Here is a 20,027-nt window from a genome sequence, read left to right as displayed (position 1 = left end):
TGCTGCTCACTGGCGCAGCCCCGTAAACTCGGCCAACGTGAGCCTGAGCATCGGCATCGTCGGCCTGCCCAACGTCGGCAAGTCCACGCTTTTCAACGCCCTGACCAAGAGCGGCAACGCCCTGGCGGCCAACTATCCGTTCGCTACCATCGAGCCCAACGTGGGCATCGTGGGCGTGCCCGACTCACGGCTGGCCGGGCTGGCGGAGATCTACGACTCCGCGCGGATCCTGCCCGCCAAGGTCGAGTTCGTCGACATCGCCGGCCTGGTCAAGGGCGCCTCCGAGGGGCAGGGCAGGGGCAACCAGTTCCTCGCCAACATCCGTGAGACCGATGCGATCTGCCAGGTCATCCGGGTCTTCAGCGACCCCGATGTCACGCACGTCGACGGCGACGTCTCGCCCGCGCGCGACATCGAGACGATCAACACCGAACTGATCCTCGCCGACCTTCAGACGATCGAGAAGGCGGTCCCGCGGCTCCAGAAGGAGGCGCGCAACAACAAGGACCGCAAGATCCTGCTGGAGGCCGCCGAGGCCGCGGCGAAGCTGCTCGACACCGGGACGACGCTGTACGCCGGTGGGAAGGCTGCCGGGATCGACCTCGCCGACCTGCGCGAACTGCACCTGCTGACGGCCAAGCCGTTCCTGTACGTGTTCAACCTCGACGCGGACGAACTGACGGACGACGACCTGCGGGCGAAGCTCTCGGCGATCGTCGCGCCCGCGGAGGCGGTCTTCCTCGACGCCAAGATCGAGTCCGAGCTCGTCGAGCTGCCCGACGACGAGGCGCTGGAGCTGCTGCAGTCCGTCGGCCAGGCGGAGTCCGGCCTGTCCCAGCTGGCCAGGGTCGGCTTCGAGACGCTCGGCCTGCAGACCTACCTGACCGCGGGGCCCAAGGAGGCCAGGGCCTGGACGATCCGCAAGGGCGCGTCGGCGCCCGAGGCGGCGGGCGTCATCCACACCGACTTCCAGCGCGGCTTCATCAAGGCCGAGGTCATCTCGTTCGACGACCTGATCGAAGCCGGTTCGATGACCGCGGCCAGGGCGGCGGGCAAGGCCAGGATCGAGGGCAAGGACTACATCATGCGCGACGGCGACGTGGTGGAGTTCCGCTTCAACGTCTGAAACGACCCCGTTCCCCCAGGTCAGGCGTTTGAGTTGTCGTCTGGGGGCACGTCCGGATCACTCCCTGAAGAAGGCCGCCTGAGCGCGGGAGGGGCCTTCTTCCGTCTCTGTTCCGCCAGAGCGTGAGTGATCTCCGAAACTGTTGGCAACTGCTGGAACATGAAATCCCAGGCCGGGCCTCGTCTCGGAGATTACTCGCAGGTCAGAGAAACGCTGCGATCAGAACCCCGGCCTACAGGCCGACTCATCTGCTGTTACGGGTTGCCCTGGACCGGCTGTCATGCAGGACGGTCAGCACAAGCGCCGCGACTAGCAGTAGCGCCCAAATGCCGAGCTCGAGCGAACCCATCCCGCTGGCAAGGGCCATGAAGACCAGAACGAAACCGATGAAAACGAGCAGGAGCTTGCCTACGAGTTTTAGTAGGTCCGACACCAGCACGACGGCTCCAGACAGTACTGTCACGTGGCCCGGAGCCCGTGAGTGTGGCAGGAGTCTCCACCACTGGAAGGTAGCGCCCGGTTAAGAAGGCAGGAGGGCTCCGGCCGTACGGTCGCTGGCCCAGATGGCACAACCAGGGCGCATGCGATCAGCGTCCAGTTCCGTTCCAGATCCGTCCGAGGCTGTAGACCGTCAGAAGTCGACGGGAGACCTCCGTAAGCTCCACTCGTTCCCTCGGTCAAGGAGCACGCGGTGACCAGACGCCAGACGATCACTTTCGTGGTCCTGCTCCTCGGCACGATCGCAGGAATGCCGATCGTTTTCGGGTGGGCGTTCTTCGGCGGTGTCTGGTGGAGTTCCGCTGCGCTTGTCTATGCCGCGTGGTTCGTCACGTTCATCTGCTGGGATAAGCGGCGCCAAAAGCTCCAAGCTGCTCCGCCTGGCGTCAAAGGCCGCTGATCGTCCCCTGCTGCCGCGGTCCCACGCAATATGGCGGCTCCGTCGCGGCGTGGGAAGGCGAAACCGTCGCCCGGCGGGCCACCATCAGCCTCCCATGACCCTTAAGGCGAGTTCGGCCACCATCGGACTGACGCGTCCCACCTAGAAATCTGTGAGGCATGGCCATGCCCACTCCCGCTGTGGCACGTACGGGGCACGAGACGCTGCAGGCCGACAGACGGCTCCTAGGCGGCGAGTGGGAGGCGGAGGACGAAGCGGGCGCCGGTCGGGTTGTCGGCGGCGTACAGGCGGCCGCCGTAGCGCTGGGCGATCTCGCGGGCGATGGGCAGGCCGAGCCCCGAACCGCCGGGGTCCTGGCGATGGGCGTCGTCCAGGCGGCAGAGTCGCTCGAAGACTCGTTCGCGGTCGGCCGGGGCGATGCCGGGTCCGTCGTCGATGACTTCCAGGACCGCGTCGGGCGGGTCGGCGGAGACGATGATGTCGATCGCGGTCCTGGTGTGCCGTTCTGCGTTGGAAAGCAGATTGTTCAGCAGCCGGACCAGCCGGATCCGGGAGGCGCACACCACCACCTGCTCATCGAGCTGGGTGGCGACGGTGGTGGTCAGGGTCCGGCGTTCCAGTTCGTCCATCACGAAGTCGGCCAGGTTGAGCGGCTCGGTGGTGCCGGGCGTCGCGGTGTCCAGGCGGGCGAGTTCCAGCAGATCGGAGACGATGTCGCTGAGTCTCTCCGCATCCAGCAGCAACTTGCGAAGGATCTTGTCCAGGTTGGTGTCCGGTTCTGAGATCGCGACCTCGATTTCGGTCAACAGCCCGGTGATCGGGTTGCGAAGATCGTGGGAGGCGTCGAAGACGAACCGCCGCTGCCGTTCGATGGCCGCCTGCAGGCCCGACATGGTCTGGCGCTGTTGCCGGTGTGTCTGCCTGAGCCGCTCGTTCAGGTCATGGAGCTCGCGGGCGCGGACGTACACGTCGGTTCTCATCGCCTCCAGCTCCGCCTCCGTCCCCGTGGCGCCGTCGCCTTCCCCGAACCCCCTCAGTTGCTGGAGGAAATCAGTGACGTCCTCAGTACGGAGAACGAGGAATTCCACCTCACCGTCCGGGCCCAGGACAGGCACGTTGATCGTGCTCCAGTACCGCTCCTCGAACACGCCCGGTCGGCCGGCGACCTCGATGCCGTAGCACTGAAGCGGCATGGTGTCCCTTTGCCCCGTGGACAGCACCCGGGTCAGCGAGGCACGCAGAGCCTCCGCCCCCTCCTCGTTGGGGTCGTCGGGAGCCTTGGGACTGCTGGGGAAGACGTCGAAGAAGGGGCGGCCGAGCAGGTCGGCCTCGGTCGCGCCGGTCAGCTTCAGGAAGGAGTCATTGGCCGACACCATGACGAAGTCCGGCGTGAGTACCAGCAACGGGGCCGCGAGCGCCTTGAACACCGCCCCGAAGTCGACCTCTTGATCCATGGCCCTTCGCCTCGCCTCAAGCCATATATGTCCAAGGTAAATGAAGGGGACGGCGCCCAGACCACCGGCCCAAGCCGGTGACCAGGCGTTGAGAGTTTCATATCAAACGTACGTTTGAACGGGGCAGCGCTCCGCGGGGCGACGGAGCCGCCCGTGAGGCGATCGTTCAGGGCCGGTGCCAGACCAGTGTGTAGCGCCAGAACAGCCGTCGGCGCAGCCGTACGCCGGGCAGCACGCGGCGGGCCTCGCGAACGATGTCGGGGAAGCTCATGGTCGCCGGTCGGGTCGGGGCGGTCATCGCGTCCGGCCGCGGTGCGGTGCGGCCTCTGTTCTTGATCCAGGCCATGCCGACGTTGGCAGGAACGGCGGCGGCGCCGAGCAGATGGTCGCCGGGAGTCTCTGCGCGGGCGAGGCCGACGACGACCAGGGTCCCGCCGGGCGCCAGGTGCTGACGGAACCCGGCGAGAGCGTCGCCGAACGGCATGTGGTGGATGGCGGCGACGCAGGTGACGACGTCGTGGGGGCCGGGCGGCAGGTCATGCGGCGCGTCCGCGACGGTGAAGGTCACCGGTACGGCCGGCGGTGTGAGCTCCCGCGCCCGGGTGACGATCGCGGGGTCCGCGTCCACACCGTCCACCGCCCTTGCCCGCGAGGCGAGGAGCCTGGCCAGGTCGCCGGTGCCGCATCCGACGTCCAGGGCGCTGCCGAAGCTCCTGGGGAGCTGCCGCAGGATCCACGGGTGGTAGTGGGCGTTGTGGTCCCACGGGTGGGCGGCGTGGAACCGGTCGAGCGCCTGAATGATTCGGGACGGGGGCGTCATGGAGCGAGTCCACCAGGTCTGCGGTCGTCTGCGATACCCGATGCGACCGGGGTGGTCGTCGCCGTCGACCCGCCGCTCGGGCACGCGGGGGCGCAAGACCGTGAACTTTCGGCAACGAACGATCAGCGGGTGGGGGACGGCCGCCTGCCCGGTGGGTGCGGGTTCACGCCCAGACCGGCCGGACGGCGGCCGGGATCCGGATGCAACGTCCGCGTCGATACGTCTCTGAGCTGCGGAGACAGCAATACGTGGCGGTTAGGTAATCGATGTCCGCGCTGGCCAGGCGTAACGTGCTTTCCCGCGGAGCGGTCAGGCGTGGGGTCGTCTCATCGGAATGTAGACCTGGTTTGCTCGGTCACGGCGATGCTTGCACCATGGGCGTGGCTTTCCTGGAAGAATTGGCGAGACCGCTAGGGTGAATACTTCAATGCGGCTAACCGGATCGAGAGTAAGACGACACCGCGCCAGCCGGGGGGATCGGCGCGAGCGGAGGCGTGATGGCTCGCAGGTCAACCGTCCAGCAGGATCCGCGGATCGCTGGCGACCCCGAGTCATACCCTCTGGAGGGCCCTGATCGGGTGACGGCATCGCGTGGGAGGTCCTCCCGCCGCGGAGGCTGGGGCGGCGGCGGGGGCCGCTGGCTCGTGTGGTCGGGGCGCGTCGTTCTCTGGGCGCTCATCATCGTGATCGTCGTCAACGGCGTACGCGCGCCTTTCGAGCGGTTCACTCAGAACGGCGTCGCGACGCAATCGCAGACGACCTCGTCTTCGAATGATTTCAATTTCCCCGTGACCCAGGCGGCCGCATTCGCCAATCAGTTCGCCGCCGTCTATTTGAATTACGACGCCACCAACGCGCAACAAAGAGCCGAACGGCTGAAGGCTTTTCTGCCCGAAGGCGCGGACGAGCAGTTCGGCTGGAACGGTTATGGGCGCATGACGGCCGGCGCGTTCCAGTTCTCCGGCATTCAGGTGCGCGACGAGCACGACGCCGTCGTCTCGGTCGCCTATCAGACCGGCGGATACCGCGGGCTGTTGTCGGTTCCGATCTACGCAGAGGACGGTCGTTTCGTCGTGTCGGGCCAGCCCGGACTGTTGCCGGCTCCCGCCCTGCCGGGGTTTCCCCAGGTTTCCGGCCTCTCGCGGGACTCGGCCGCGGAAGCGGAACTCCGTCCGCAGGTCGAGGGCTTCTTCAAGGCGTTCGCGGCGGGCAACCAGGTTGATCTGCAGCGATACGTCGCGAGTGGCAGGACGATCGAGGGCTTCAACGGGGAGTTCACCCTGGCTCAACTGAAGGACCTCGTCGTGCCGGAGGGTGAGGCGGACACCAGGGAGGTCACCGCGGTGGTCGTTTGGGCGGTCTCGTCGAACGGCACGGACGCCGTCTCGACCTCCGAGCAGAACGACCCGGCCGTCCAGCCCGGCGGCCTCGAGCAGGCCTACCGACTGACCATGGAGAAGCAGGGCGGCAAGTGGTTCGTCCAGCAGGTCCAGGGTGCGGGCCGGTCCGTGGGGTAGCGCATGCCCGGCCGTGACATCGCTGATCCATACCCCCGGGAGGGCGAGAATTGATTCTGAAGACCATCGTGGACAGTTCGTTGGAACTGGCCGCGCCCGCGCAGCCCCCGACGGGGGGAATCAACACCGAAGGCCTGGCGGACTTCCTCCGTACCTTCTTCGCGCCGCTCTTCCTCGTGGTCGTCTCCATCGTGGCGCTTTTCTTCCTCTTCACCCGTGAGATCACCAGGTTCGTGCAGTTCATCATTCTGGCGATCGCGATCGGTGTGATCTTCTATGTGCCCAACATCATCGAGGTGACGGCGAAGGCGATCGCGGGCGCGCTCGGGATCAAGTGATCCGGCGGAGAGGAGGATCGGGTGGATCTCCCCACATACACCAATATCTGGCGAATTGAGAAGCGGCTTTACAAGCTGTACGACCTGCGGCTGCCCATGCCTCTTCCGATCGTCTGGATCGGTGTGTTCGTGGGAGTCCTGGTCCCCTGGTGGCTGTTCCTCCTCCTCGTCGGAGTGCCGTTCGCGGCGCCCTGGCATGTGGTCTATCTGGTGCCGCCGGGAGTTGTCACCTGGTTGTCCACCCGTCCCGTCATCGAGGGCAAGCGCCTCACCGAGGTGCTGCAGTCGCAACTTCGCTACCTGGCGGAGCCGCGTACCTGGTGCCGGATGGCACCGGCCGCGGAGCCGGAGACGGTCACCCTGACCGCTCGTGTCTGGCGGATCGCTCCGTCGAGCGCGCCGGTCCGCGTCAAGGCGGCGCGCAAGGCCGTGGCGACGGAGACCGCGGGCCAGGGCGAGACGACCGAGGCGCTGGGCGCGGCGGTGAAGAGCAGAGGCGCCGATACGAAGTCGCGCGGCACGGATAAGGGACGGGGCACGGACAAGACACGCGGCACGGACAAGGGACGCGGCGCCGGGCCCAGGACGAGGACGCCGGAGACCGCCGCGAGAGCCAGGGCCGGAGGGAACAGGGGCAGAGGCAAGGCCGTCGAGCCGTGGACCCCCGACCGGGTCATTCCGGCCCGTGCGTTGCCGCCTGCCCCCGGCGGGCAATCCGCGTCTCCCGGACGGCCCGCCACCGTGCATCCGGCGGTGGCGGCCGCCGCGGCCGCCGCGTCGCCGGTCACGGACTCGCCGTCCGACGCGTGGACCAGGCCCGCCGCGAAGCCGGCCACGACGGGTGAGCCCGTGAAGGCCGTCGCAGCCGACGAGCCGGTCTTCTACATGCCCAAGCCGCCCGCCTCCACGGGCGGCAAGCAGCCGCCGCCGATCCGCGTGGCACTGCCGGAACGGGCCACGCCGCCCGCGCTGCCTCCGGCGTCACCTGCGACGCCGCCCGCGCTGCCTCCCGCGTCATCCGCGGCGTCATCCGCGCCAGCGATGTCACCTGCGACGTCGCCCGACCCCGGTGCCGAGGAGCCCGCCGCTCCCGTGCCGCCCATCGGAACCGAGGCGCTGCGGCGGCTGCGCAGGCTCGCCGCCAGCGCCGAGTCCGCACCGGAATCGGTGCGTGAACCCGCTTCCCGGCAGACGCGACACGCGAGTTCGGAGCCGGCGCGGGAGCTCGGTCCGGACGAGGTCGCCGGCCCGCCGCGCCATGCGGCCCCGAGGCCTGACTCCGTACTGGACGCTTCTCCTGAGGTGACGCGCGAGCCGGTGATCCCGGAACCTGCTGCGGAATCCGCCCAGGAGCCGCAGGCCCAGACCCCCGCCCAGACCCCCGCCCAGGGTGGTGTGCAGGGAACCGCAGAGACATCACCCGCGCGGGAGCCGGTGTCGGACGTCTCGGGGAACGTCGCCGAGGAGCCTGTTCCGGAGGACGAGCACACCGGCCACGCCGTGAAGCCCGAGCAGGACAAGGCGGACGAACCCAGGGAGGACACGGCGAGCCGGCCGCAGCCGAGCGCGTCCGACCGTCAGCGGGAGGCCTGGGAGCAGCACAGGAAGGGCCAGCCGCCGCGGCCGGCCCGTCCCGGTCCGCCCCCAGCCGCCCCGGCGCCCGCCGCATCGCCTGCCGCGCCCGTCGTTCCTCTCGCCGGTCGGACGCCGGCCGCTGAGGCGTCCCCCGCCCAGCCGCCCGCTGAAGCCCCCGCCGCACGGCCGCCGGCCGCCGAGGCCGCCGCCGCACGGCCGGCCCCGCAGCCGGTCGCCGAGACGCCCGCCGACCGGCCGGCCGCCGAGCGTCCCGCGGAATCTCCGCAGGCACCCGCCGCCGGCCCGTCGCAAGGCGTGGGCAGGGGAGTGTCGATCCGGAGGGTCCCCACCCTTCCCCAGGCGAGCGGCCCCGCCACTCCGGTGCTCCCTCCCGCCGCTCTGCCGTCCTCACCGGTGAACGAGCCCAGAGTCCGCCGCGTGGAGTCCGTCGTCGGGCGCGGCTCCTCAGGCGGGTGGCGGAGGATCGCCCAGGTGGTCGTCGGCGGCAGCCGTACCGACGGCATGGAGGTCGACGAGGCGCGCACCCGCACGCCGCTCACCACGAGCAGGCGGATCATGGTGCTGGGATGCACCGGCGGCGCCGGCCAGACGACCACGGCGCTCATGCTCGGCCACACGCTCGCCCGCTACCGGGAAGACCGGGTGCTCGCCCTCGACGCCAACAGCGGCGACAACACGCTGACGACCCGGATCCAGGCCGAGTCGCCTGAGACGCTCAGCTCGCTGCTCGAAGGCTCGCACTCGCTGTCCGGCTATCTCGGGATGCGCGCCTACACCACGCGCTGCGAGTCGGGGCTCGAGGTGGTCGGCGCGGACACCGACGCGGGAGCGGAGCAGCGCCTGGCCGACCGGACCCTGCTGAACGACTGGCGCAGGACGCTGTCCGCGCTGGACCAGCACTACCGCCTGGTCGTCGTCGACCCGGCCGCCGCGCTCGCCGCGCGGCTCCTGCCGTACACCGATCAGCTGGTGCTGGTCGCGCCGGCGAGCGCGGACGCGTCGGACGCCATCGCCATGACGTACGAGTGGCTCGACGGCCACGGCGTCGCCGACCTCCGGCGCAGAGCGGTCATGGTGATCAACGGGGTGAGCAGGCGGAGCATGCCGGACGTCGAGCAGGCCGAGGCGGTGGCCAGCGGCCGCTGCCGGGCCATCGTCCGCGTGCCGTGGGAGGACGAGCTGGCTCCTGGGCGCCCTGGACCAGTTGACGTCAACCACCTCCGGACCGGAGGCCGCAGGGCGTACGTTGCACTTGCCGGAGTGATCGTGAGCGGTCTGGCGACGATCCAGGCGAAGCAGGAGGTGGCCAGATGAGCGCCCGGTGCGGGCGGGGAAGCCGGTGAGCGACCGATGAGCGCGGGAGCGAACCCGACGAGTCGGCGGCCCGTGAAAGGGCCGTGGTACCTGCGAGCGAGAAGGACGGTGAGCCACCGATGAGCAAGCAGGCGCGCAGCCGTCTCGCGGTGCGGTACTTCGACGACCGGGTCCTTCTCACCGACTCGGCGGCGTGGGCCTACTTCCGCCTGCCCACGGTGAGCTACGAGTTCCTCACCCCGGAGGAGCGGGAGGCGCTCGCCACCAACATCACGATCGCCCTGGCCGCGATCAGGATGCCCGACGCCGAGGTGCATCTGCGGATCGCGCATCGGGCCTATCCGGCGGCCGAGTGGGCGATGGCGCTCAACGCCACCTCCGACGAGGGGCCGGGCTGGCGGGACTACCTGGAGGAGATGTACCGCCACGTCTGGGCGAAGGACTTCTGGAGCAAGGAGGTCTACCTCGGCGTACGGCTCGGCCCGCGCGGCGCCCAACTGGGCGGCGGGGTGCTGTCCCAGTTGTTCGGCTTCTACCAGCGCAGTGAGCGGGCGCTCGGGATCGAGGACGACCACGTGCCCGACCGCGAGATCGAGCGGTGGACGGGTCAGGCGGAACGGCTCGGCCGGGCCCTGACCTCCAGTGCCCTCTACGCGCGGCACGCCACGTCCACGGAGATCGCCTGGCTGTTCCAGCACGCCGCCTCAGGGGCGCTCGGCGAGCCGCCGCCTTCGGCCTCGCCGCGCCGCAAATGGGGCAAGGGCGAGATCGAGGCCCTGGTCGAGGGGCAGATCCACAACGGCAGGTCGCTGCTGCGGCTCGAGCAGACGTCAGGTGAGGCGTTCACCGCCCACATGTCCTTCGCCCGGTTCCCCGACCTGATGCCCTTCCCCGACGGGGAGCCGTGGCTGCACTTCGCCGACCAGCTGCCGTTCCCGGTGGAGATCTCCAGCAGGATGCGGCTGATCTCGCCGGTGCGGGCGAGCAAGGACGTGGCGAGGAAGCTGGCGCACGCGCGCGACATGGACATCCACATCCGTGAGGCGGGTGCGGAGGCCCCCCTCGCGCTGGCGGAGCAGATCGACGCCGCGCGGATGCTGGAACACGGCATCACCAAGGAGCGGCTCCCCTTCGTGTACGGCTGGCACCGGCTGAGCGTCAGCGCGCCCACGGAGGAGATCTGCGTCCAGCGGGTCGAGGCGGTCGTCGAGCACTACCGCGACATCGGCATCGACGTGGTCAACTCCACCGGCGACCAGTTCTCGCTGTTCTGCGAGGCGCTGCCGGGGGAGAAGGTCCGCGTCAACGCCTACGCCCAGCGCCAGCCCCTCCGGACGATCGCGGGCGGCATGTCGACGGCCACCGTGGAGCTGGGCGACCGGGTGGAGGAGTCGAACGCCGGCTGGGTCGGGCCGTACATCGGGGAGACCCTGGGGCGGGCCCGCAGCATCGTCCACTTCGATCCGCTGGTCGCGGCCACCAGGAACCGGCCGACGGCCATCGCGATCACGGGCGAGCCCGGCGGCGGCAAGACGACTCTCGCGCTCCTGCTGATCTACCAGATGGCCCTGCGCGGTGTGACCGTCGCCGTCATCGACCCGAAGGGCGACGCGGAGTCGCTGGTCCAGCTCCTGCAGCGGCGCGGACGCAAGGCGCGCATCATCCCGCTGGGGTCGGCCGCGCCCGGCCTGCTCGACCCGTTCTCGTTCGGCGACGACATCGCGGCGAAGAAGACGATGGCGTCGGAGACGTTGCGGCTCCTGCTGCCCCGCATGTCGGAGGAGCGCGAGTCGGCGATGATCCAGGCGGTGGCCGCGATCTCCAACGAGCCGGACCCTTCGCTCGGCAAGGTGGTCGACCACCTGGAGCAGTCGGCGGACCCGGCGTCGAAGAACCTCGGGGCCGTGCTGCGGTCGATGTCCGAGATGCATCTCGCGCGGCTCTGCTTCGACACGTTCGGCGGCGACCAGATCGACACCGAGGGCTGGACCACGGTGTTCACGCTTGGCGGGCTGACGCTGCCCGATGTGGCGACCACGCGGGACGACTACTCCTACGAGCAGCGGCTGTCCGTTGCCCTGCTGTATCTGGTGTCCCAGTTCGCCCGGCGGCTGATGAACGGGCTCGACCGGCGCACACCCAAGGCGATCTTCCTGGACGAGGCGTGGGCGATCACGTCCACGCCCGAGGGGGCCAAGCTGGTGCCGGAGGTCTCCCGGATGGGCCGTTCCCGCAACACGGCCCTGGTCCTGGTGTCCCAGAACGCGGGTGACCTGCTCAACGAGCAGGTGACCAACTGCCTCTCCTCGGTCTTCGCGTTCCGCTCCTCCGAGCGGGTCGAGGTCGGGCACGTGATGGAACTGCTCGGGGTGGACCCGTCCGAGGAGCACAAGGCCGTCCTGCGGTCGCTGGGCAACGGCGAATGCGTCTTCCGGGACCTGGACGGCCGGGCGGGCCGTATCGGGGTGGACCTCGTCTCGGAGGAACTCCTTCAGTGGCTCGATACCAATCCGACGCACGACAAACCAGGCGAGAGCGTGCATGATCGTCTTAGCGGGGGCGCAGACCGGTCGGGGGTCGCTCAGGAGGTGCGGTCGTGAGATTGCGCAGGAACGGTCGCGTCCGATTCGGAGTACGGCGCAAACTCGCCCTGCTCCTCGTCGCCTTCGCGGCGTTCGTGATGATGCCGTTCGCGTTCCCCGCCGACACGGCGAGCGCGGCCGGGCCGTGTGACCTCTCGTCAGAACTCGCGCCGGAGATCGTGGGCGGCGGCGTCGACGGCCTGGTTCAGCCCCCGCCGCCGGACACTGCCGGCGGGGCGGCGCCCCAGGCGCCCAAGGAGCCGCTCACCAATTACGACCGGTACGGCATGGCCGGTCAGTACTGGCACACCTACGGCCTCGGCTGCTCGGACGTCACGGCCGTCCTCGGGAACGCCTGGGCCAACACGGTCTTCTCCTGGGCCAAGGCGGTCGACCGGCTGACGATCAGCACTTACCAGGCCGCCGCCACGGAAGGACCGCTCCAGCCGATCAAGAACGTCGCCGACGAGATCGTCACCAACCTGGCCGACGCGATGTACTGGCCCTACCTGCGGCCGATCGTCATCCTCGGCGCCATCTGGCTCATGTGGTACGGCCTGATCCGCAAGCGGGCGACCACCACGACCGAGGGCGTCGTCTGGATGGTCATCGCGGTCACCGCGGCCGTGTGGTTCTTCAGCCGCCCCGGCGACTTCACCTCGCTCGGCAAGACGGTGACCGACAAGACCGGTGAGATCGTCAACTCGGCCTTCTCCGGGCTGCCGGGAGCAGGCGGAGCTTCCTGCCTGCCGACCAAGGGCGACGACACTGCTCAGGTCCAGGCCGGCGGGTACGGCCAGCAGGGGACGCCGGGCGTCGACCAGAACGCCGACGCGCTGTGGTCCACGCTCGTCTGCAAGCCCTGGCTGATGGGCGAGTTCGGCACCGCCGACGCGAACGCCCCCGTGGTCAAGGCCTTCGGCGCCAAGCTGCTCGACATCCAGGCGATCGACGCCACCGAGCAGGCCGCCGCGCAGATGCCGAGCGGAGACTCCCATCAGAAGCGGTTCGAGGAGGAGATCGCCAAGCCGCTGGAGAACAACCCCACGTTCTTCCTCCTCCAGGGCAAGGACTGGACCAGCCGTCTCGGCATCGCCATCGGCGCCTTCCTCGCCGCGATGATCGCGGGCCTGCTCATCTTCCTGGTGGCGGTGTCGCTGCTGGTGCTCAAGGTGGGCTTCCTGCTGTTGCTGATGCTCGGGCCGGTGTTCCTGCTCATCGGCGTGCATCCGGGATCCGGGCGGATCATCGCGATGCGCTGGGTCGAGATGCTGGTCGGCACGTTGCTGCGCCAGGCCGTGCTCGCCCTCGTCCTGGGCGTCCTGGTGTACGGCTACGCGCTGATCATCTCGACCACCCTGCCGTGGGGGATGCAGATTCTGTTCATGGCGTTGCTGACGATCGCCGTCTTCTTCTACAGACGGCCGTTCCAGCATCTGTTCGCCTCGATGGACGGTCACACGCTCACGACCAGGATGCTCGGGGACGCGGCGACCGCGCCCACTCTGTCGCGGGCGGCCAACGCCCTGCCGCCGGTCGCGGCCACGCGTGTCGCCCGGTGGGGCCTGCGCAAGGCCGAGCCCGTCATGGGCGCGGCCGCGATGGCGACCGGGGCCGGCGCCGCCGCCGCGGCGGCGACGTCCGTCGCGCAGGGACGTGTCCGCGGTGAGGAAGGGGCGGCCACGGCGCAGGGACAGGCCCGTGCCAGGGCGGGCGCCCAGCCGGAGCCGCTGGAGACCGACGCGCAGGCCGCCGGGCGCCGCAAGGCCGGGGGAACGGTTCCCCGCACCGGCTCGGCGCCGCCGCTCAACCTCACGGGCGTGCGGCCCGCCGACGGTCCCCGGCCGTCGCGGCCGGCGCGACCGGGCCGTCCTCCTGTGAGCACGCCCTCGCGCAGCGGTGGTGGCGGCGGAACCGGCGGTGGTGGCGGCGGATCGGTCCCGAGCTCCGGATCCGGGTCGAGATCGCGCTCCGGCGGTGGCGGCGGCTGGTTCAGCGGGCGTTCCGGCGGCTGGGCCTCCCGGCCCGCCGCGTCCAGCGGTTCGCGCGGTTTAGGCGGGGGCCGATCGTCCGGCGGTGGCGGTGGCGGTGGCGGTGGCGGTGGCGGTGGCGGTGGCGGTGGCGGCGGCTCCTCCTCGTCGTCACGCCGATCCGACTCGTCCGGAGGTTCGGGAGGCCGCTCGCGTCCGGCGCCTCCGCGTGACAACGGGTCCTCCAGCAGGTCGAGGTCCTCCGACGCGCCACCGTTGTGGCTGCAGAGCAGGGGCGACACCAGACGGGGATCCGGCGACTCGGCTCCCTTCTGGGCGCGCCCCACCGACAGAGACTCTCGAGACACCTGACGCAGGCCTGATGACCACCCAGGGAACCGACCGCAGAAAAGGGCTCGCCTTCGCGGGCGCCGTCGTCGTGCTCGCGGCGGTCGGCGTGTATCTGACGATGAGCCCGTCGTCCGGGGGCGGCGACCGCACGGAGACGGTGGCGGAGACCGCCCCGGCCACCGTCGAGTCCACCCCGCCTCCGGCCCCCGTGCCGAGCCAGGTGGCCGTCACTCCCGGGACGTTCGACGTCTACCGCTACCTGCCGCTGACGAAGAGCGAGCTGGGCGCGGCGGCCGACCTCGCCCGGCGGTTCACCGCCTCCTACGGGACGTTCGAGTACTCCGAGGACCCGGCGGCCTTCGCGTCGCGGCTGAACGCGTTCTCGACGGCCGAGTTCGGCGCGCAGCTCACCAGGGCCATGACCGATCCGGCGGTGGTCGGGCAGAACAAGGCCGACCGGGTCGTCTCCCGGGGAACGGCGCAGGTGGAGACCATCCGGGACATGACGCCCAACATGGTGGTGTTCGTCGTCGGCTCCGTACGCCATGTGGTCGCGCAGAGCGGTGAGAAGGACCAGAGCGACGAGTACGCCGTGACCGTGGTCAAGGCCGGCGCCGACTGGCGGGTCTACGACATGCAGCCCGCCGGCGCAGGCCAGGACGGGGACACCTCACCGTGACGACACCTCCGCGCACAGGCATGGGCATGCGGGGGCTGCGGAGCCTGCGCATGATCAGGGCCGGGGGGCGTTCGTGGCGGGGGATCGCCGTGGCGCTCGTGCTGATCGTCCCGATGACGTTGTTCGGCTCGATCATCCTGATGACGCCGTCCCCGTCGATCTTCATCGGGGGAAGCTTCGGCGAGGACTGCGCGTCGGCGGCTTCGCTGGCCGACGCGTCGCAGGCCGCCGCCTCCGACATCCCGGCCGACTATCTCCGGATCTACAAGAAGGTCGGCCAGGAGATCGGCGTCCAGTGGAACGTCCTGGCCGCCATCGGCAAGCGTGAGACCGACCACGGCCGGTCCCAGCTGCCCGGGGTCGGCAGCGGGACCAACTACGCGGGCGCGGCCGGCCCGATGCAGTTCCTGATCAGCACCTGGGGCGGCAAGGCCAAGATCAAGATCACTCCCGGGATCAACGGGTACGCGTCGGACGGCGACGGCGACGGGTACGGCGACGTCTACAACCCCGCCGACGCCGTCCTGGGCGCGGCCAAGATGCTCAAGCGCAACGGCGCCCCCGACGACCTGCCGCGGGCGATCTTCGTCTACAACCGGGCGACCTGGTACGTCGACCAGGTTCTGGAGATCGCCAGACGGTACGCCGCCTCAGGGGAGATCGGCGTCCCGGCCGACGCGGATCCCGCGTGCGACGGCGGTTACGTGGACAGCGCGTCCAGCGAGGTCGTGCAGAAGATCCTGGAGTACGCGCTGGCCCAGCGGGGCAAGCCGTACCGCTGGGGCGGGACGGGGCCCGACGCCTTCGACTGCTCGGGGATCATCTACATGGCCTACCGGAACGCCGGGTTGTCGATCCCGCGCACGACGTTCGGCCAGTGGCCGTTCGGCGTGAAGGTGCGCGCCGGCGACGAAGAGCCGGGCGACCTGGTGTTCTTCAACTCCGGGCCGGGCACGAGGGCGAACCGTCCGGGTCACGTCGGGATGGTCGTCTCGAAGGGGAAGATGATCGAGGCGCGGTGCACCCTGTGCGGGCCCATCAAGGTCACCGGATACACCGACCGGCCCAACATCGTGGGCTTCACCCGTCCGCTGCAGAACGCCGATGTGCTCGAACAGCTGAGGCGCGCCGTAACCTGATCGACCATGGACGTCTTCGGGAAGCCGGTCGTGGGAGCCGCGATCGTGCAGGACGGCCGGCTCCTCGCCGCGCAGCGCGCGGAGCCGGAGGCGCTCAGGGGAGGCTGGGAGTTCCCTGGCGGCAAGGTGGACCCCGGTGAGTGCGACCTCGACGCGCTGGTCCGCGAGTGCGTGGAGGAGTTGGGCGTCGAGATCGTCCCCGGCGAGCGGGTCGCGGGGGAGTGGCCGCTGCCGAACGGTTACGTGATGCGCGTCTGGCTGGCGGGCATCCGGCGTGGCGTGCCGTTCGCCCACGAGCATCTCGCGCTGCGCTGGCTGTCCCACCACGAGTTGTACGACGTCGCGTGGCTGCCGGCTGACCTTCCTGTCGTGGCCGCCGTGGAGAAGCTCGTCTGGGGATAGGTCCGCCGGGCCGGGACCGGAAATGGCGTTCGGCGCCGGACTTTGCCATGATTTGAGCGTAGCTAGACTGTTCCACGACCCAGGCCGAAAGGGTGGAGGCCTAGCAGTGGTACAACGTGCACAGCTGAGGGCCGTGTCCTCGGTGGCGGCCTCGTTGGGCGTCGCCGCCGTGGCGGTGTTCGCGGCGGGGCCGGTGTTCGGGGTTACGGCCGACGAGGAGCCGGTCAGTCCCGCGGATCCGACGGTCACCGTGACGGCGACGGTCACCGAGAAGGAGACCACGACGGCGACCGCCACGGCCACGGCCACGGCGACGGCGACGGCCACGAGGACCGTGACGCCGAAGCCGACCCCCGAGGTCACCATAACCATCACCAAGACGCCGACCCCCAAGCCGACTCCGGTCGTCACGGTCACCGTCACCAGGACGCGGACGCCGCCGCCCGTCACCCAGACCGCGACGGTTCCCGCTCAGGGGCTGCCCGTCCTGCCCACCAACGTGGCCGCGGCTCCGCCGCTGACCACGCCGACGCCGGACCCGGGTGTCACGCTGGCTCCGGCTCAGCCGACACCCCTGCCGCCGCCGTCTCCCACGTTCGAGGATCCGACGCCCGAGTCGGTGCCGATCGAGATTCGCAACGCGACTCCCGAGTACGACCAGGTGACGGTCAGCCGCAAGTTGTCGATCCTCGCCGCGGTGCTGGTGTTGCTGGCACTGCTGGCCTGGCTCGTATTCGAAGGCAGGCTGCGGCGGATGGCGCACGCGGCGGCCGTGCGGAAGGCGGGGCCCCGAGCGTGGCGGACCCCCGCGACGCCGCCCGCCGCTCCGGAGGGGGCGACGCCCGACGGGCAGGTCCCGCAGCAACTGGTCGGGTACGTGCCGGTGCAGGGCTATCCGGCGGGGCAGCAGCAGTACGGGTATCCGGTTTACGGATATCCGCAGGTCTACGCCCACCCCTACCCGTATCCGCAGCCCGAGGCGGCCGAGCAGGCCGCGCAGGCGGATCGGCCCGCGCAGCCCGGTACGGCCGACTCGGCCGGCAAGGGCGACAAGGGCGGAGAAAGCGGCAAGGCCGATAAGAACGGCAAGGCCAACAAGAACGGCAAGGTCGACAAGGACTGAGGCGAGGAGAGAAAGCGCCGGCCGGAGAATTCCGGCCGGCGCTTTCGTTTTCGCGCTTCCGCGTCGCTCAGACGCCGGAGCGCTTGAAGATCTTCGAGCCCAGCCACACCAGCGGGTCGTACTTCCGGTCGACCACGCGCTCCTTCATCGGGATCAGCGCGTTGTCAGTGATCTTGATGTGCTCGGGGCACACCTCGGTGCAGCACTTGGTGATGTTGCAGTAGCCGAGGCCGTGCTCCTCCTGGGCCGCGTCCTTGCGGTCGACCTCGTCATACGGGTGCATGTCGAGCTCGGCGATGCGCATGAGGAAACGCGGCCCCGCGAAGGCCGGCTTGTTCTCGTCGTGGTCGCGGATCACGTGGCAGACGTTGTTGCACATGAAGCATTCGATGCACTTGCGGAACTCCTGGGACCGCTCGACATCGATCTGCTGCATGCGGTACTCGCCCGGCTTCACGTCCTTGGGCGGGGTGAACGACGGGATCTCCCGCGCCTTCTGGTAGTTGAACGAGACGTCGCAGACCAGGTCCTTGATGACGGGGAACGTCCGCATCGGCGTGACCGTGATGGTCTCCGACTCCTCGAACGTGGACATCCGGGTCATGCAGCCCAGCCGGGGCTTGCCGTTGATCTCCATCGAGCACGACCCGCACTTGCCGGCCTTGCAGTTCCATCGGACCGCGAGGTCCGGGGCCTGGGTGGCCTGCAACCGGTGGATGACGTCGAGGACGACCTCGCCCTCGTTCACCTCGACGGTGAAGTCCTCGAGTTGTCCCTCGCCGCCCTCGCCGCGCCAGACGCGGAACTTCGCCTTGTAACCCATCACGACTCCTTGACCGCGGCGTCGTACTCCGCCAGCTCGTCTCCGGTGAGGTACTTCTCAAGCTCGGACCGCTCGAAGAGGCTGATCAGGTCGCCACGCATGGACGGCTGGACCTTCTCTTCGACGGTAACGCCGGAAGCGTCCGACGCGGCGGAGCAGACGAGCAGCTTCTGCCGCCATTCTGGGGACATGCCGGGATGGTCGTCGCGGGTGTGCCCGCCTCGGCTCTCCTCCCGCAGCAGCGCGGCGCGGGCGACGCACTCGCTCACGAGCAGCATGTTGCGCAGGTCGATCGCCAGATGCCAGCCGGGGTTGTAGACGCGGCTGCCGGACGAGCCGGTGTTCTTCGACCGCTCCTTGAGCTTCTCGACGACCTGCAGCGCCTCGGTGATCTCTCCGGCCTTCCGGATGATCCCGACGAGGTCGTTCATCGTCCGCTGGAGCTCGTGGTGCACCTCGTAGGGGTTCTCCCCGCCGGTCCGCTCCAGCGGGGCGACCGCCTCCGACATGGCGTCGTCCACATCGGCCGTCGCCGGACGGGCGGACAGCCCGTCGACGTACGCGGCCGCGCCGAGGCCGGCCCGGCGGCCGAAGACCAGGAGGTCGGACAGGGAGTTGCCGCCCAGGCGGTTGGAGCCGTGCATGCCGCCCGAGACCTCGCCGGCGGCGAACAGGCCGGGCACGGACGCGGCGCCCGAGTCGGCGTCCACCTCCACGCCGCCCATGATGTAGTGGCAGGTCGGGCCGACCTGCATGGGCTCCTGGGTGATGTCCACGTCCGCCAGTTCCTTGAACTGGTGGTGCATGGACGGCAGGCGCCTGATGATCTCGGCCGCGGGGAGACGGCTGGAGACGTCGAGGAACACGCCGCCCTGCGGCGATCCGCGTCCGGCCTTCACCTCGGCGTTGATGGCCCTGGCCACCTCGTCACGGGGCAGCAGCTCCGGGGGACGGCGGTTGTTGGCCTGGTCGGTGTACCAGCGGTCGCCCTCCTCCTCGGTCGTCGCGTACTTGTCCTTGAAGACGTCCGGCACGTAGTCGAACATGAACCGGCGGCCCTCGGAGTTGCGCAGCACGCCGCCGTCGCCGCGGACCGACTCGGTGACGAGGATGCCGCGCACCGAAGGAGGCCAGACCATCCCGGTCGGGTGGAACTGGATGAACTCCATGTTGATCAGCTTGGCGCCCGCGAGCAGGGCCAGCGCGTGGCCGTCGCCCGTGTACTCCCAGGAGTTCGAGGTGACGACGTAGGACTTGCCGATGCCTCCCGTCGCCAGCACCACGGCGGGGGCGTCGAAGACGAGGAAGTCGCCCGTCTCGCGCCAGTAGCCGAACGCGCCCGCGATCGCGTCGCCGTCCTTGAGCAGGCGGGTGATCGTGCACTCGGCGAACACCTTGATGAACGCCTCGGGGTCGCCGTGCTCACGCTCGTCCTCCTGCTGGAGGGCGACGACCCGCTGCTGCAGGGTGCGGATCAGCTCCAGGCCCGTGCGGTCGCCGACATGGGCGAGACGCGGGTACTCGTGGCCGCCGAAGTTCCGCTGGCTGATCTTGCCGTCCTTGGTGCGGTCGAACAGCGCGCCCCACGCCTCGAGCTCCCAGACGCGGTCCGGGGCCTCCTTGGCGTGCAGTTCGGCCATTCGCCAGTTGTTGAGGAACTTGCCTCCGCGCATGGTGTCGCGGAAGTGCACCATCCAGTTGTCGTCGGGGTTGACGTTGCCCATCGCCGCGGCGGCGCCGCCCTCGGCCATGACCGTATGGGCCTTGCCGAACAGCGACTTGCAGATGATGGCTGTCCGCTTGCCCTGCTGCCGTGCCTCGATCGCCGCCCGCAGCCCTGCCCCACCGGCTCCGATGACGACGACGTCGTATTCGTGACGCTCCACGTTGAGAAT

General features: G+C 69.7%; 16 protein-coding genes. 11 read left to right on the top strand and 5 right to left on the bottom strand.

Translation table 11 applies throughout. The annotated features are described in order from the left end of the window. The first annotated feature begins 37 nt into the window (after positions 1-37). The gene (gene ychF, locus Pka01_RS16570) at positions 38-1,126 is read left to right on the top strand and encodes a redox-regulated ATPase YchF (protein WP_203883648.1); all 1,089 of its coding nucleotides are present in this window, start codon (positions 38-40) and stop codon (positions 1,124-1,126) included. A gap of 244 nt (positions 1,127-1,370) precedes the next feature. Here the strand turns inward: ychF and Pka01_RS16565 are convergent, their stop codons facing one another. Further along, complete coding sequence (locus Pka01_RS16565) at positions 1,371-1,565, bottom strand: hypothetical protein (RefSeq protein ID WP_203883647.1); 195 nt, start codon at positions 1,563-1,565, stop codon at positions 1,371-1,373. Between the two features lie 252 nt (positions 1,566-1,817). Between Pka01_RS16565 and Pka01_RS16560 the strand changes: the two genes are divergently transcribed. Beyond that, positions 1,818-2,024, top strand: a complete 207-nt coding sequence (locus Pka01_RS16560) for a hypothetical protein (RefSeq protein ID WP_203883646.1) — start codon at positions 1,818-1,820, stop codon at positions 2,022-2,024. Between the two features lie 224 nt (positions 2,025-2,248). Here Pka01_RS16560 and Pka01_RS16555 read toward each other — a convergent pair whose 3' ends face one another. Both Pka01_RS16555 and Pka01_RS16550 read right to left on the bottom strand, forming a co-directional pair. Continuing rightward, entirely contained in the window at positions 2,249-3,478 is a 1,230-nt protein-coding gene (locus Pka01_RS16555; protein WP_203883645.1) for a PAS domain-containing sensor histidine kinase, read from the bottom strand. Positions 3,479-3,644: 166 nt separating this feature from the next. Next, complete coding sequence (locus Pka01_RS16550) at positions 3,645-4,298, bottom strand: class I SAM-dependent methyltransferase (RefSeq protein WP_203883644.1); 654 nt, start codon at positions 4,296-4,298, stop codon at positions 3,645-3,647. A 578-nt stretch (positions 4,299-4,876) separates the two neighbouring features. On the opposite strand from Pka01_RS16550, the gene Pka01_RS16545 reads away from it, so the two are divergent. The 9 genes from Pka01_RS16545 to Pka01_RS16505 all read left to right on the top strand — a co-directional run bounded on the left by Pka01_RS16545 (position 4,877) and on the right by Pka01_RS16505 (position 17,309). After that, positions 4,877-5,815: a conjugal transfer protein gene (locus Pka01_RS16545; protein ID WP_239115051.1), complete on the top strand. Its 939-nt coding sequence runs from the start codon at positions 4,877-4,879 to the stop codon at positions 5,813-5,815. Between the two features lie 68 nt (positions 5,816-5,883). Continuing rightward, positions 5,884-6,153: a hypothetical protein gene (locus Pka01_RS16540; protein WP_239115050.1), complete on the top strand. Its 270-nt coding sequence runs from the start codon at positions 5,884-5,886 to the stop codon at positions 6,151-6,153. A 21-nt stretch (positions 6,154-6,174) separates the two neighbouring features. Next, on the top strand, positions 6,175-9,063 hold the full coding sequence (locus Pka01_RS16535) for a TcpE family conjugal transfer membrane protein (protein ID WP_203883641.1): 2,889 nt from the start codon (positions 6,175-6,177) through the stop codon (positions 9,061-9,063). Between the two features lie 119 nt (positions 9,064-9,182). Beyond that, positions 9,183-11,663: an ATP-binding protein gene (locus Pka01_RS16530; RefSeq protein ID WP_203883640.1), complete on the top strand. Its 2,481-nt coding sequence runs from the start codon at positions 9,183-9,185 to the stop codon at positions 11,661-11,663. After that, entirely contained in the window at positions 11,660-13,987 is a 2,328-nt protein-coding gene (locus tag Pka01_RS16525; RefSeq protein WP_239115049.1) for a type IV secretion system protein, read from the top strand. The genes Pka01_RS16530 and Pka01_RS16525 overlap by 4 nt, the downstream gene beginning before the upstream one ends. Positions 13,988-13,997: 10 nt before the next feature. After that, positions 13,998-14,645: a hypothetical protein gene (locus Pka01_RS16520; RefSeq protein WP_203883639.1), complete on the top strand. Its 648-nt coding sequence runs from the start codon at positions 13,998-14,000 to the stop codon at positions 14,643-14,645. Further along, the gene (locus Pka01_RS16515; protein ID WP_239115048.1) at positions 14,642-15,784 is read left to right on the top strand and encodes a C40 family peptidase; all 1,143 of its coding nucleotides are present in this window, start codon (positions 14,642-14,644) and stop codon (positions 15,782-15,784) included. The genes Pka01_RS16520 and Pka01_RS16515 overlap by 4 nt, the downstream gene beginning before the upstream one ends. A 6-nt stretch (positions 15,785-15,790) precedes the next feature. Continuing rightward, positions 15,791-16,186 (top strand): (deoxy)nucleoside triphosphate pyrophosphohydrolase, encoded by a 396-nt coding sequence (locus tag Pka01_RS16510; RefSeq protein WP_203883638.1) that lies wholly within the window; start codon positions 15,791-15,793, stop codon positions 16,184-16,186. 142 nt (positions 16,187-16,328) lie between these two features. Beyond that, positions 16,329-17,309 (top strand): hypothetical protein, encoded by a 981-nt coding sequence (locus Pka01_RS16505; RefSeq protein WP_203883637.1) that lies wholly within the window; start codon positions 16,329-16,331, stop codon positions 17,307-17,309. Between the two features lie 67 nt (positions 17,310-17,376). Here Pka01_RS16505 and Pka01_RS16500 read toward each other — a convergent pair whose 3' ends face one another. Then, complete coding sequence (locus Pka01_RS16500) at positions 17,377-18,132, bottom strand: succinate dehydrogenase/fumarate reductase iron-sulfur subunit (RefSeq protein WP_203883636.1); 756 nt, start codon at positions 18,130-18,132, stop codon at positions 17,377-17,379. Then, positions 18,132-20,027 (bottom strand): fumarate reductase/succinate dehydrogenase flavoprotein subunit, encoded by a 1,896-nt coding sequence (locus tag Pka01_RS16495; RefSeq protein ID WP_203883746.1) that lies wholly within the window; start codon positions 20,025-20,027, stop codon positions 18,132-18,134. Before Pka01_RS16495 ends, Pka01_RS16500 begins: the two co-directional genes overlap by 1 nt.

The organism is Planotetraspora kaengkrachanensis (assembly GCF_016862895.1).
In the GTDB taxonomy this organism is placed as follows: Bacteria; Actinomycetota; Actinomycetes; order Streptosporangiales; family Streptosporangiaceae; genus Planotetraspora; species Planotetraspora kaengkrachanensis.
This window is presented reverse-complemented; position numbering and strand designations above follow the sequence as displayed.

Bases quoted from the DNA above. Each gene is read 5' to 3' on its own strand.
- Pka01_RS16500 (WP_203883636.1), bottom strand. From the start codon at position 18,132: ATGGGTTACAAGGCGAAGTTCCGCGTCTGGCGCGGCGAGGGCGGCGAG.
- Pka01_RS16550 (WP_203883644.1), bottom strand. From the start codon at position 4,298: ATGACGCCCCCGTCCCGAATCATTCAGGCGCTCGACCGGTTCCACGCC.
- Pka01_RS16510 (WP_203883638.1), top strand. From the start codon at position 15,791: ATGGACGTCTTCGGGAAGCCGGTCGTGGGAGCCGCGATCGTGCAGGAC.
- Pka01_RS16530 (WP_203883640.1), top strand. From the start codon at position 9,183: ATGAGCAAGCAGGCGCGCAGCCGTCTCGCGGTGCGGTACTTCGACGAC.
- Pka01_RS16520 (WP_203883639.1), top strand. From the start codon at position 13,998: ATGACCACCCAGGGAACCGACCGCAGAAAAGGGCTCGCCTTCGCGGGC.
- Pka01_RS16555 (WP_203883645.1), bottom strand. From the start codon at position 3,478: ATGGATCAAGAGGTCGACTTCGGGGCGGTGTTCAAGGCGCTCGCGGCC.